Raw genomic sequence first — 13,465 nt, forward strand, 5'->3', positions numbered from 1 at the left:
ATCGCCCTCAAGGACCCTGCGGTTTGCCCCAAGAAAGCCACGTCGAAGTACTCACCGACCTCATGAGCAAATGACCAACCAACTCAAGGTGTCGGTGGGCCAACACACCGACAAAGGCCGCAAGGAAAGCAACCAGGACTTCCACGGCATCTACACGCCCAAAGAGCCGCAACTGAGCAGCAAGGGCATCGCCATTGCCTTGGCCGACGGCATCAGCAGCAGCGCCGTCAGCCATATTGCCAGCGAGTCGGCGGTCACCGGTTTCTTCGCCGATTACTACTGCACCTCCGACGCCTGGTCGGTGAAAACGTCCGCGCAGCGGGTGCTGATGGCAACCAATTCCTGGCTGTATGCACAAAGCCAGCAAAGCCCCTATCGCTTCGACCCTGACCGCGGTTACGTCTGCACCTTCAGCGCCTTGGTCATCAAGTCGACCACGGCGCATCTGTTCCATGCGGGCGATTCACGCATCTATCGCGTCCTGAGCGACGCCCTGGAGCAGCTGACCAACGACCATCGTATGTGGGTCTCCGAAGATACGAGTTACCTGAGCCGGGCGCTGGGCATCCACCCGCAATTGGATCTGGACTACCGCGCCGAGCCCATCGAAGTCGGCGATACCTTCATCCTCGCCACCGACGGCGTTTACGAGCACATCAGCGCGGCATCAATGCTCCGTGCCATTGCCCGCAACGCTGAAGACCTCGACGCAGCCGCACGAGCGATCGTCGCCCAGGCACTGGACCAGGGCAGCGATGACAACCTCACGGTGCAGATCCTGCGCATCGACGCGCTTCCATCACCTCAAGCTAACGAGCTCTACCAGCAGCTGACCGAGCTGCCCTTCCCGCCGATTCTCGAGGCGCGGGCCGTATTCGACGGCTACACCATCGTGCGCGAAGTGCATGCCAGTAGCCGCAGCCACGTATATCTCGCCACCGACAACGAGAACCAGACGCCGGTGATCATCAAGACCCCGTCGATCGACCTGCAGCGGGACGTGCAGTACCTGGAACGTTTTCTGGCTGAGGAATGGGTCGCGCGGCGCATCAACGACGCCCATGTGGTCAAGCCGTGCCTGCAGACGCGCAAACGCAACTTTCTTTACAGCGTCAGCGAGTTTATCGAAGGCCAGACGCTGACCCAGTGGATGGTCGACAATCCGCGACCGGATCTGGAAACGGTGCGCGGCATCATCGAGCAAATCGCCAAGGGACTGCGCGCCTTTCACCGGCTGGAGATGCTGCATCAGGATCTGCGCCCCGAAAACATCATGATCGACGCCACCGGCACGGTGAAAATCATCGACTTCGGCTCGACCCGCGTCGCCGGCGTCATGGAAATCGCTTCGGCCATCGAGCGCAGCGATCTGCTCGGCACCGTTCAGTACACGGCACCGGAGTATTTTCTCGGGGAAAGTGGCAGCACCCGCTCGGATATGTTTTCGCTGGCGGTGATCACCTATCAGATGCTCACCGGCGCCCTGCCCTATGGCACTCGGGTGGCAAGCTGCCGCACCCGTGCGGCACAGAACAAGCTCAGCTATCGCTCGATCCGCGATCGCGATCGCGCGGTACCGGCCTGGATCGATGATGTGCTGCGCAAGGCGCTGCACCCCGATCCGTACAAACGCTACGAGGACCTGTCCGAATTCGTCTTCGAGTTACGTCAGCCCAACCAGGCCTTTCTCAACAAGGCCAGGCCGCCGCTGTTGGAGCGCAACCCGGTGATGTTCTGGAAAGGCGTATCCGTGGCGTTGGCGTTTGCGGTAGTCGTGCTGCTGCTCCGCTGAAACGGTAGACGGCAAGCTGCCAGCCAAACAGTGGGACATCACTCCGGCCGCTGCGGCGCATAGACGTTAAGCGCCGGATCGGTAATGCCATCCTTCGAAGGGTCGAGAATCCAGCGCAATTGCGTGACCAGTTCATCGCAGTTCTCGCCGCGCTGCTGCCAATCCTGAAACGCAATTCGTGCGGCGGTCAGTGATTGTTCTGCGACTCGCTCAGCCTCGGTAGCCGGGTCACCGGGTTGCCATTGATCGAATACGGACTTGAGCCCGCGCTGCGCTTCTTCAGCGCCCAGCTCACCGTCCGACCAGCGTGACGTGATGTCCTGGGCTTTTTGCAGCGCGCTGACCGAGTGGTTCGGCGTTTCCATCTTTGACTACCTCCAAGGATTCTTATGCAGGTTGGAGTCCGGCTTCGTCGACGAATTCGGCTCCGCCTATCAGCGGAGCCTGCGTTCGCACCGTTGATCCGCACGACGTTGCCAAGGGCCTCTACCGATGGTCGGATCACTACACTCAAGCTCACGCAACCGGGGCGGTGATATGTACCTGACTCAGCTGCTGCTTCCGCTTTACGACAACCACGGGCAAGCACTGCCCAAGACGCTGTTTGCCCAGGTCCGCGACGAGCTCTTGGAGCAGTTCGGCGGACTGACCGCCTACACCCGTGCTCCTGTGGACGGGCTCTGGCGCGAAGACGACAACCATGCCGTACACGACGACCTGATCATCTACGAAGTCATGGTTTGCGAACTCGACCGCGCTTGGTGGGCCAATTATCGGGCGTCGCTGGAAACTCGCTTCTGCCAGGAGCAGCTATTGATTCGGGCGCAGCTGGTCGAGATGTTGTAGCGATGCCTCTGTTGATCAAGGTTGTGCGCAGAAGCTGGGCCTGGCGCAAAACCATTGCAGGGCTGATTCAGCCGCAGCATAGGATGATGAAAATTTAATGAACCGACAGCTTTTCACGCTGTCTGTCCTGTCTGCAGGCCCACTGGGCCAGATGCCCATCTTGGGAGAATGCATCCTCCCTTTCGCAATCGGCACATCCGGCATGTCGGCTGTTGCCCCACAGGGGTATGCAATCGACGAGCTCCCCAGCTCCGGATCCGCTTATGTTTCGGCCCGTTCACCGGGCATCATCTTTTTGTCAACGCGAAGACCACCATGTTCATATCCCGTCATCTTCTTGCCCTTCTTTCCCGCGTTTCCGGGTCCGCCACGCAGCGCCGGGCCTTCCGTGCCGGGCTGTTCGGCACACTGCTGGCTGTCATCGTGCCGGCCCAGGCTCAGCAAGCGACCAATGACCGCTGGGTCAGTGACAGCCTGAACACTTACGTACGCAGCGGCCCAACCGACGGCTATCGCATCGTCGGCACACTCACTTCTGGGGAGAAAGTCGAACTGCTCGACACACAGGGCGATTACAGCCAGGTCCGCAGCGAAAATGGCGACCGGGTCTGGATCCGCAGCGCCGATTTACAAGAAATGCCCGGCCAGGCGGAACGTTTGCCGGAACTGGAGCAGCAGGTTGCCGAGCTCAGCGAAGAGCTGCGCACCATCGACGACAGCTGGAAGGCTCGGGTAAAGGGCATGCAGGAGACGCTCGATTCGCGCAAAGCCTTGATCGACGAACTGGAAGCGCGCCGGCAGGCACTGGACACCGCACTCACCTCCACCGAATCGGAGCTGCGCGATGCCCAGGCGCGCCTCGGGGATGAAAACAATCAAGTGCTGATGCGTTACATGGTTTACGGCGGCAGCATCGCAGGCGCGGGTTTGCTGGCCGGACTGATCATTCCGGCGATGACGCGCGGTCGCAAGCGTAACGACCGCTGGTTCTGAGGCTTTACTGGTCGCTCAGACCAACACTTCGCTGATCTGCAGAATGTGCGTGATCGCGCCCGCACGGGCGTCCCACACGTAGCGAAAATGGGGCCCCTGCACCGGCAGCGAGACCGCGTGCGGTCGGAAGGCCGCGACACATTCGTGCCCTTCCAGTCGCACACTTCGATAAAGCAGACCCCAGGTTTTGCCGTCGCGATGCTCGCGTGCAAAAGCCTGACTGTTGCCATAGCCGGCCGGATCGGGTTGATGCAGCTCGGGTATGTCGCGCACGTCGATGAGCGGTTTCATAACCTTGTTTACGTAGGCGCGCATGGTGATCTCGGCATTCGCCTCGCGCGTGGCCGCGAAGAAGCGCTCCTGATGGAACTTGGTTTCCGCAATGGCCGCGTCTATCGAACTGGCACAGTAATAGACACCGTAGCTGCCGTCGCTGAAGCGACTGGCATTGCCGATATGGGTAAAGGCGGCCATTACCGGCGTCGAACCCGGTCCGCTGACCCGATCTCCAGGCGCGACGCGCTGCAATAAGCCGGCCTCTTCGCGCAGACGATCGTTGGTCATGGCTTCCAGCGCGAAGGCGATCTCCAGGTCGTCCGGGCTAAGCGTGTCCTCATATACATCCAAGGGCGGAAACGAGCTGTTGATGATGCGGTACGCCCGCCGCCAGGCTGGCAGAATCGCCTGCATCAGCCGCGCACCCAGTCGAGGTAGCGGCGTACATCCGCTAGATCGACCACCTGCCCAGCCAGCATGTAGTCAAGGGCACTCATACCATTGAACGGCGCGGCATCATTGGGCTTGTGCACCCATTCGTATGCGCGCTCGGTTTGATTGCTGAAAATAATACGCAGCGCTTTGTGGATGCCCATCAGATAGGAAATCCGTTCCAGCGTATCCCGCGGCAGGCGAACTTCCGGAAGCTTCTTGTATTTAAAGTAAGTCGTATTGCCCACCGAACCGAGCAACACGCGCTGTTGTTCGGCGCTGCAATTCCACAACCGCATGAGGTTGAAGAAAAACGTCAGCGCGACTCGCCCTGCGTCGGGGGAGGTTATATCCGGCTTGCTGACCGCCTGCTCGAGTTTCATCTTCGGCTCCGCTGTTATCACCACTGAGGACAGGTTACTACGCATATGAATGATTTCAACATTTAAATTCGTATACGAAGCGCCGCGACCTGCAGCTCAGCGGGCAGTGCCGATAATGAAACCGAACAGTTGAGAAGCAAGGAACGTCATTTCAGGCCTACAACGAAGTTTGAAGGGCGCCTCAGAAGAGGCCAAGCTGGTCATCAATAAGCGCTGAGAAGCTGTCGCCCACGAATGGCAGGATGGCATCGGCGATTGGCTGCAGCTGGCGACTCACATAATGGTCGTAGTCGATCGCGGCCCGGCGCACCTCCAGCGGTTCCGGGCCTGCCACAGTGATCAGGTAGCTGATCCAGCCGCCGTTCTGATACTGCCGCTGGCGACCCTGCTGCAGGTTGTAGTCATCGGCGATCCGCGCGGCGCGCACATGCGGAGGGACGTTGCGCTCATAGTCGTCCAGCCGGCGGCGCAGGCGTTTGCGGAAGATCAGTAGCTCGTCCAGCTCGCCGGCCAATGTGCTGCGGACATAATCGCGCACGTAGTCCTGATAGGGTTCGCGGTTAAAGATGCGCCGGTACAGCTCCTGCTGAAACTGCTGGGCGAGCGGCGACCAGTCGGTGCGTACCGTTTCCAAGCCCTTGAATACCAGGCCGTCGCTGCCGTCAGGGCGAGTAACCAGCCCGGCGTAGCGCTTCTTGCTGCCCTCCTCCGCACCCCGAATGGTCGGCATCAGGAAGCGCTTGAAGTGACTCTCGAATTGCAATTCCAGGGCGCTCTGCAGGCCGAACTCACGCTGCAGGTGCTCACGCCACCAGCCGTTGATCTGCTGCGCCAGATGCTTACCGATGCGCGCCGCGTCCTCGTCGTTGTGGGCGCGTTTGAGCCAGACGAAAGTGGAATCGGTGTCACCGTAGATCACGCTGTAGCCCTCGGCCTCGATCAGCTCGCGGGTGTGGCGCATGATCTCGTGCCCACGCAAGGTAATGGACGAAGCCAGGCGCGGATCGAAGAAACGGCAACCACTGGAACCGAGCACACCGTAGAACGCGTTCATGATGATCTTCAGCGCCTGGGACAGTGGCTTGTTGCCCTCGCGCTTGGCCGATTCGCGCCCTTCCCAGACCCGCTCGACGATCGCCGGCAGGCAATGCCGCGTGCGGGAGAAGCGCGCACCGCGGAAGCCAGGCACCGAGTCGCTGCCCTCGGGATGACGCATCCCCTCCACCAGCCCCACCGGATCGATGAGAAAGGTCCGGATGATCGAGGGGTATAGACTCTTGTAATCCAGCACCAGCACCGATTCGTACAGGCCCGGCTGCGAGTTCATCACGAAGCCGCCGGGGCTGGCCTCCGGCGGTCGCTCGCCAAGGTTCGGCGCGACGAAACCCTGGCGGTGCATCAACGGGATATAGAGGTGTTCGAACGCCGCCACCGAGCCGCCGCTGCGATCGGCCGGCAATCCCGTGACGGTGGCGCGCTCGAGCAGGAAGGTTAGCAGTTCGGTCTTGTCGAAGATCCGCGTGACCAGCTCGCAATCCTTGAGGTTGTAGCGCGCCAGGGCCGGCTTGTCCTCGGCGAACATGCGGTTGATTTCATCCATTCGTTGATAAGGCGTGTCGATGGCCTTGCCTTCGCCGAGCAGCGTTTGGGCGACGTTTTCCAGGCTGAACGAGGGGAAGCTCCAGGTGGCCGAACGCAGGGCCTCGATACCATCGATGATCAGCCGGCCCGCCGCCGCCGCGAAGAAATGGTTGCCTCGGCTGCCATGCTCGCGCCAAGTCATCTCCTCCCCACCGCGGCCCAGGCGCAGCGGTACCTGATAACGCTGCGCCTGTTCACGCAGCACGCGCAGATCGAACTGCACCAGGTTCCAACCGATGATGGCATCCGGATCGTGCAGCGCCAGCCAGTCGTTCAGCCGCTCGATCAGCTGCTTACGGCTGTCGCAGTAGTTCAGCTGGAAATCCACGGCGGAACTGTCGCCATTGGCCGGGCCGAGCATATAGACCTGGCGCTGGCCACAGCCTTCCAGCGCGATGGAATACAGCTCGCCGCGCATGGTGGTTTCGATATCCAGCGAGACCAGCCGGAGTTGCGGCCGGTAGTCCGACGCTGGTCGGATCTGTGCGTCGACCAGCACGCTCTCGGCGTTCGGGGTACCGGTAAAACTAACCGGCGCGGTGATGAAGCGCTCCATCAGATAGCGCTCCGGCGGACGAATATCTCCCTCATACACATCCAGCCCGGCGGCGCGTAAGCGCTTGTCCAGATTCATTAACTGACGGTGCTGCTTGCAATACAGGCCGGCCACCGGGCGATGGCGGAAATCGGTCAGGTTCAGGGGGCGCAGCTCGACGTCGCGCTCGCCTTTAAGCAGCAGTTCCACTTTGTGCTGCTGCGCCGCTGGAATGAACGCCACCGAAGGCTGGTAAGGCACGCGGATCCGGCGCGGGCCGGCATCGGTCGCGAGCCAGAACTCCACCTCGGTCCCATCCGCTGTATCGCGCCAGTGCCGGGTCAGGACAAAGCCCTGCTGCAGATCCACCGTTCGCCGTCCTTATTCTTTCGAGGCGACCATTCTACGTGGCAATGACTTAGCGGATGCGACCGAGCGAAAGCGCGGCTCATACGATGTCGAACAAGAGCGACGAGGCGGCGTAAGATCTTTTTCTCCCTCCAATATCCGGCTTTGACAAACGCCCATACGCTAACAATACTGATCGCAGTTGTACGACGACATAAGCTTACAATAACAATGGATAAGCCGCATGCCCTCATGCCCAACCGCCGTGCGCGCTCTGCCGCTGTTGCGTCACGCCTACAGCCCGCCTCGACTGATTAACTGACCCCTCGCGGATCTCCTAACCGCCATCTCCGGCGGAACGGATTCGTTCGCCCATAAAAAACCTTACGTAGGACGCACGCCATGACGACAATGCACGACGATTCCGCCAATCACGACCCACGCAACGCCCGCCGAGCCTTTCTGAAAAACACGTTGATGGTGTCCGCTGGAATCGCCTCGATGGGAAGCCTGGGCCTGCCCCGGCTCAGCCTCGCCGAGCCGCTGACACAGCGGTACCCGGATGAGCTCGTGGAAATACTTGATGAGAGTTTCAGCAAGTATCGACTGTTCAACGCGAGCGTCGAGAAAATCGCCAGCGGCATGCGCTGGGCCGAGGGCCCGGTCTGGGTCGGCGATGGTCGTTATTTGCTGGTCAGCGACATTCCGGAAAATCGCATCATGCGCTGGGACGAGATCACCGGCTCGTTCGACGTTTATCGACAACCCTCGAACCATTCCAACGGTCTGAACCGTGACTTGCAGGGGCGATTGCTGGTGTGCGAAGGGTCCACCACCAACGACCAAGGTCGTCGGGTCACGCGTACCGAGCCGGACGGCAGCATCACGGTGTTGGCCGATAACTTCGAGGGCAAACGCTTCAACTCGCCGAACGATCTGGCAGTCCGCCAAGACGGCTCGGTCTGGTTTACCGACCCGCCCTTCCAGACCAGCAATTTCTACGAGGGCCACAAGATTCAAACCGAGCTGCCGGACGCCGTCTACCGCATCGACGGCGAAACCGGCGTCGTCACCCGTGTGATCGACTCCATCTCCGGTCCCAACGGGCTGTGCTTCTCGCCAGACCAGAAAACGCTTTACGTCGTCGAAGGCCGGGCGAAGCCCAATCGGCTGGTATGGGCGTACCCGGTCAACGATAACGGCACCTTGGGCGAGCGCCGCAAGCACATCGAAGCACCTGCCTACGGCGCTTTGGATGGAATCAAGTGCGACGAGGACGGCAACCTGTGGTGCGGCTGGGGCAGCTCGGGCTCGCCAGAAGCCGTGACCGCCGATCTGGATGGGGTAATGGTCTTCAATCCGCAGGGAAAGGCGATCGGCAAGATCAGGCTGCCTGAGCGCTGCGCCAATCTCTGCTTCGGCGGTAGCAAAGGCAACCGGCTGTTCATGGCCAGCAGCCATTCGTTGTACGCGCTTTACGTCAACACACGCGACGCAACGTTCGGCAAGGCTCAGGCCTGACCCTCAACAAGCGCTCAGCACGTCTCGCTCCCGGTAGGAGCGAGCTTGTCGCGAATGCGTCCCTCAGGCGACCGAGACGTCCTCACCCAGATGTATCACCCGTGCTGCGCGCAGCATGCACTTGGCCATTTCCGGCGGAGAGAACTTGGTGAGAATGTCATTAGCGCCGGACGCCTTGGCCTTGTCGGTGCTGATGGTGCTATCCAGTGAGGTATGCAGCAGCACATAGATGGAGGCGTAATCCGGATGTTTGCGAAGCGTCTGGGTGAACGTATAGCCATCCATTTCCGGCATCTCGATATCCGACACCACGACGTTGATTGCCTCGTAGCTGTCCTTCAGCTTATCGAGCTTTTCAAAGGCTTCGCGGGCGCTGCGCACCGCATGACAAGTAATGCCCATCTTCCTCAGCGCCGACACCGACATGTGTAAGGCGACCTGGCTGTCGTCGACGATCAGCGCGCGGGTTTCGGTAAGCAGCTGCGCATCCTGATCATCGAGATGGGAGATATCCGCCTCGCCCGGAATCGGCGCGATCATTTGGATCACCTTCTCCACATCGAGAATCTGAATCAGCTCACCGTCGACATCGGCCGTACCGGTAATAAAGGAGTTGTTTCGCGCCCCATAAGGCGGCGGCAGAATTTTGGAGGACTGGATATGCACAATCTTCACCACCGCCTGCACATGCAAGCCCTGCTTCGAGCGGCTGATCTCGGTCACGATCAGGCAGCCACCCTTGGGGTCCTGCAAGGGCGCCATGCCGATGGCCAGGCTCAGGTCGATGACTGATAGCGGCTGCCCGCGCAGCGTGGCGACACCTCTCACGTGAGGATGCGATTCGGGAAGGCGGGTCAACGACGGCGTCGGAATGATCTCGCTGACCTTCAACAGATTGATCGCCATCTGCTTGCCGCTGCGAAGCGTGAATAGCAGAAGCGATAAGGCGTCGGTGGCGGATGCGTTGTTCATGAATAGTCCTGTGGGAGAGCCGGTCTCGTAGCGTAGATAACACCTCGTCAGAACTTGTCGGCCGGCGCGGCGAAATCTTCAGTGGCCTGAGCGGCTTCCGACGAATTGCCGAGCCTTCGGTCAGCAGCGCTCGAATATTGCGGCGATCCCCTGCCCGCCACCGATGCACATGGTTACCAGCGCATAGCGCCCCTGGATACGCTGCAATTCGTGGATAGCCTTGACGCTGATGATCGCGCCGGTCGCACCGACCGGATGGCCCAGGGAGATGCCCGAGCCGTTGGGATTTACCTTCGCCGGATCCATGCCGAGTTCCTGCATCACGGCGCAGGCCTGGGCGGCGAAGGCTTCGTTGGCTTCGATTACGTCGATCTGTTCCAGGCTGATGCCGGTGCGCTCAAGCACCTTGCGCACTGCCGGCACTGGGCCGATGCCCATGTAGGCTGGGTCGACCCCGGCATGGGCGTAGCCGACCAGCCGCGCCATTGGCGTCAAGCCTAATCCCTGTGCCCGCCCGGCCTCGGCCAGCACCAGCGCCGCGGCGCCATCGTTCAGCCCCGACGCATTACCAGCAGTCACGGTGCCGTTATCCTTTTTGAATACCGGCTTCAAGGCCGCAAGCCGCTCGGCGGTCAGATCCGGGCGCAGGTGCTCATCCGTGTCGAAATGGCTGGAGCCCTTGCGGCTGTGGGTTTCAACCGGAACGATCTGCTCGCGGAAATAGCCATTCTCCAAGGCGCGGGAGGCGCGCTGCTGACTTCCCAGCGCCAGTGCATCCTGCTGTTCACGGCTGATGCCGTAGCGCTCAGCGACGTTCTCGGCGGTCACGCCCATATGGAACTTGCCCCAGGGGTCGTGCAACAGCGTGTTCATATAATCGATCGCCTGGCTGTCGCCGAGGCGCGCGCCCCAGCGCATGTTAGGGAGGATGAACGGGCCGCGGCTCATACTCTCCGCGCCACCGCCAATCGCCACATCGGTATCGCCGAGCAGGATCGACTGGGCTGCTGAAATCACCGCTTGCAGGCCCGAGCCGCATAGGCGGTTAACGTTGAACGCCGGTGTTTCCAGTGGGATGCCCGCATCCACCGCCGCAACCCGCGCCAGGTAACCATCGCGTGGTTCGGTGGGTATGACATTACCCATCACGACATGACCGACGGCGTCCGGCGGCGTGCCGGAGCGCTCCAGCACGCCGCGGCAGACCGTGGCGGCCAAGGTGGTCAGGTCGACGTCCTTCAGCGCGCCGCCAAAAGAGCCGATCGCTGTGCGGACAGCGCCGACGACGACGATTTCGCGTTCTGTCATGGGGGTTCTCCCTGCTATTTCTCGGGTCGCGCCGATCGATGGCGCGAGGATAAGCCCGATCCTAGCCAGATGGCTGAGGAGCACAATAAGGAAAACCCGCATATCAACTCTGCAGATTCGCAGAACGCATCGGTCATTTTCCGAGCTTGCTAGGAGGCCGACCGGGAGCGAGGCGCCATGGCATCGGTGGCAATAAGCGTGCCTTGACGATGACGATCAGCTTTAGCGGATTTCTTGCGGGCGCTTATGGTTGCCACGCACTGATCCTGGTCGTTGAGAATAACGATGCACTCCAGGCACTGGATGCACTCGCCGTAGTCAATGCGCCCGTCGCGCTTGATCGCGCCGATCTCGCAATGGTTCTTGCAGTGTTGGCAGGGTTTGCCGCAGGGGTCGATGCGCGTGAGCCAGGAAAACAGATGAAACTTGCCGAGCATCGCCAGCCCTGCACCCAGCGGGCAAACATAGCGGCAATAGAACTTATGCACGAACAGCCCGAGCCCGAGCAGGAACATGGCATAGAGCACGAAGGGCCAAGAGCGCACGAAAAACAGCGTGATGCTGGTCTTGAAGGGTTCGACTTCGGCCAGCCGCTCGGCCAGGGTCAGCGAATAAAAAGCCGTGGACACCAGCCCGATCAGAATCAGATATTTCAACCATTGCAGCCGCCGATGGCTGCTATCGGAGATTTTCCATTGCGGGATGTGCAAGCGCTTGGCGATCCAACCGAGCATCTCTTGCAGCGCGCCGAACGGGCAAAGCCAGCCGCAGAATACGCCGCGCCCCCAGATGAACAGGCTGACGAAGGTGAAGCTCCAGAGCATGAAGATCACCGGGTCCATCAGGAATACCTGGATATCAAAGTTCTTCCACAGCGCCAGAAGCAACGTAAAGATATTCACCACCGACAGCTGGCCTTGGGCGTAGAGGCCGATGAACACCAGCGTGAACAGCAGAAAACCGGCCCGGAACAGGTGAAATCCTCGGCTATTCCGGCTGATGCGGTGCTGCCAGATGAACACACCGGTCAGCAGCAGCAATGACAGCCCCAACACTCCAACCTGCCACCAGCGCTCCTGCCACATCCGCAGCCAGACCGGGACCGGCTCGGCAACAACCTGTGCCTGTTGGACGTCGAACAGCTCGGGGGCGAGCTGAAAGTCTCGGGTGAACTGGGTGTGGGTTTCCACCAGGTGGTTGCGCGGCAACCTTACGTTGAGGCGCAGGCCGGCCGGCTCTGCGGGGTTGAATGCATTGTGTGCCTTGATCCGGAACACGTGCGCTTCATCCGCATCGATGGGCACGTTCAACATTGCCAGCACCGCACCGTTGTTGAAGTTCATGTCGTGCAGTTCGATGGCGTGATCGTTCTGCATCAGGACCAGTCGACTCGGCGTGGTGGCGGGCATGAAGTCGTCCGGTACATGGCGATATATGCCCGACGACATTACCAGCAGTGCCTGTTCATTGGGTTTCAGCTCTTCCATCAGTCGTTGGAATTCCGCGTCACCGAGCAGGTTACGGCCGATAGTCGGCGCGTTCAGGTAGGCGAAATGCAGATCGCTGAAGGGCCTGCTCTCTCCGTCCGCCACGAGTTCCGGATAGTCATCGAGCGTATGGCCTATCGCCCGCTCCACCTCGTTGCGACTGACCATCCAGCGCTGAACGAAACCTTCTCGAAGCAATTCGCCCCAATCGAGCGGCTGGTAAAGATCAGGCTTGGCGGTCGCCAGCGGGCCACTGGAAAAACCTTCGAGTAACTGCCGCGCAACGCTCAGCGCGGAGAGCAGAACGGTTTCGTTGAGAATGACCACCGACACCGTGGCCTTGCTCACGCCGTCGATCCGTGTCACGGAGTCGCTCGCGGCCATCCCCCCTTCCCGACCGCCTACCACAATGGGCTTGCCAATCGATTTTTGCCGATACTGCTCAACGAAATCGAACAGAGATTGCTCGCCAAGCCCGTGCAGAAATACCGGCTCGTGATGTTCCAGCACCTTGATGCCGGCCAGTACGCCCTGCGGATCCATGCCGATCAGCAGCCGTATCGGCTTGCCGGAAAAGCCCTGGAGATTGGAGTAGTCGGTGGATTCAAAGGCATAGCCGAGCAACTCGTCGAGTTGATACGCGCTGTAGACCGGCGGGCTTTCCTGCTTGGGCTCGATGCGCGTGGCCTTGGGAAACAGCTGCATGACCTGTTCCTCCAGGCCCTGAGCGAAGAGCGATGGGCTGACCAGTACGCACAACAACAAGAGCGCGCGCACGCACGGAATCAAGGTGGCGCTGCGAGTCATGGGTGCCTCTAGGCTTGTGGTTATACACCCATGCTAATCAGCAGCCCTCTGGACACCATGCGACTTGCAGGTCAGAAAAGCAGTACTTCAGTCTAGGCCGCCCCGGACAGGTATACGTTTATCG

General features: G+C 60.6%; 11 protein-coding genes. 4 read left to right on the plus strand and 7 right to left on the minus strand.

Annotation, left to right across the window (positions count from 1 at the left end):
- Positions 1-70: 70 nt before the first annotated feature.
- Positions 71-1,792: a bifunctional protein-serine/threonine kinase/phosphatase gene (locus H3028_RS17610; protein WP_181298521.1), complete on the plus strand. Its 1,722-nt coding sequence runs from the start codon at positions 71-73 to the stop codon at positions 1,790-1,792.
- 38 nt (positions 1,793-1,830) lie between these two features.
- Here H3028_RS17610 and H3028_RS17615 read toward each other — a convergent pair whose 3' ends face one another.
- Positions 1,831-2,157: a hypothetical protein gene (locus H3028_RS17615; RefSeq protein WP_181298522.1), complete on the minus strand. Its 327-nt coding sequence runs from the start codon at positions 2,155-2,157 to the stop codon at positions 1,831-1,833.
- A gap of 172 nt (positions 2,158-2,329) precedes the next feature.
- Between H3028_RS17615 and H3028_RS17620 the strand changes: the two genes are divergently transcribed.
- Positions 2,330-2,638: a hypothetical protein gene (locus H3028_RS17620; RefSeq protein ID WP_181298523.1), complete on the plus strand. Its 309-nt coding sequence runs from the start codon at positions 2,330-2,332 to the stop codon at positions 2,636-2,638.
- Positions 2,639-2,959: 321 nt separating this feature from the next.
- Positions 2,960-3,631, plus strand: a complete 672-nt coding sequence (locus H3028_RS17625; protein ID WP_375154432.1) for a TIGR04211 family SH3 domain-containing protein — start codon at positions 2,960-2,962, stop codon at positions 3,629-3,631.
- Positions 3,632-3,646: 15 nt separating this feature from the next.
- On the opposite strand, the gene H3028_RS17630 is transcribed toward H3028_RS17625, so the two are convergent.
- From H3028_RS17630 to H3028_RS17640, 3 genes are all read right to left on the minus strand, one after another.
- Positions 3,647-4,321, minus strand: coding sequence for an RES family NAD+ phosphorylase (locus tag H3028_RS17630; protein ID WP_181298524.1), 675 nt, complete (start codon positions 4,319-4,321; stop codon positions 3,647-3,649).
- Positions 4,321-4,722 (minus strand): MbcA/ParS/Xre antitoxin family protein, encoded by a 402-nt coding sequence (locus H3028_RS17635; protein WP_168423809.1) that lies wholly within the window; start codon positions 4,720-4,722, stop codon positions 4,321-4,323. Before H3028_RS17635 ends, H3028_RS17630 begins: the two co-directional genes overlap by 1 nt.
- 181 nt (positions 4,723-4,903) lie before the next feature.
- Positions 4,904-7,267 (minus strand): DNA polymerase II, encoded by a 2,364-nt coding sequence (locus H3028_RS17640; RefSeq protein WP_181298525.1) that lies wholly within the window; start codon positions 7,265-7,267, stop codon positions 4,904-4,906.
- A 381-nt stretch (positions 7,268-7,648) separates the two neighbouring features.
- On the opposite strand from H3028_RS17640, the gene H3028_RS17645 reads away from it, so the two are divergent.
- On the plus strand, positions 7,649-8,767 hold the full coding sequence (locus H3028_RS17645) for an SMP-30/gluconolactonase/LRE family protein (protein WP_375154430.1): 1,119 nt from the start codon (positions 7,649-7,651) through the stop codon (positions 8,765-8,767).
- Between the two features lie 63 nt (positions 8,768-8,830).
- Here H3028_RS17645 and H3028_RS17650 read toward each other — a convergent pair whose 3' ends face one another.
- The 3 genes from H3028_RS17650 to H3028_RS17660 form a co-directional block, all read right to left on the minus strand.
- Positions 8,831-9,739 (minus strand): chemotaxis protein CheV, encoded by a 909-nt coding sequence (locus tag H3028_RS17650; RefSeq protein ID WP_181298526.1) that lies wholly within the window; start codon positions 9,737-9,739, stop codon positions 8,831-8,833.
- A 120-nt stretch (positions 9,740-9,859) separates the two neighbouring features.
- Positions 9,860-11,047 carry an acetyl-CoA C-acyltransferase family protein gene (locus tag H3028_RS17655; RefSeq protein WP_181298527.1) on the minus strand — a complete coding sequence of 396 codons (1,188 nt, stop codon included), beginning with the start codon at positions 11,045-11,047 and terminating at the stop codon, positions 9,860-9,862.
- A gap of 149 nt (positions 11,048-11,196) precedes the next feature.
- Positions 11,197-13,341 carry a 4Fe-4S binding protein gene (locus H3028_RS17660; protein ID WP_181298528.1) on the minus strand — a complete coding sequence of 715 codons (2,145 nt, stop codon included), beginning with the start codon at positions 13,339-13,341 and terminating at the stop codon, positions 11,197-11,199.
- Positions 13,342-13,465 lie beyond the last annotated feature (124 nt).

It is taken from the genome of Pseudomonas sp. Q2-TVG4-2 (genome assembly GCF_013620795.1).
GTDB lineage: Bacteria > Pseudomonadota > Gammaproteobacteria > Pseudomonadales > Pseudomonadaceae > Stutzerimonas.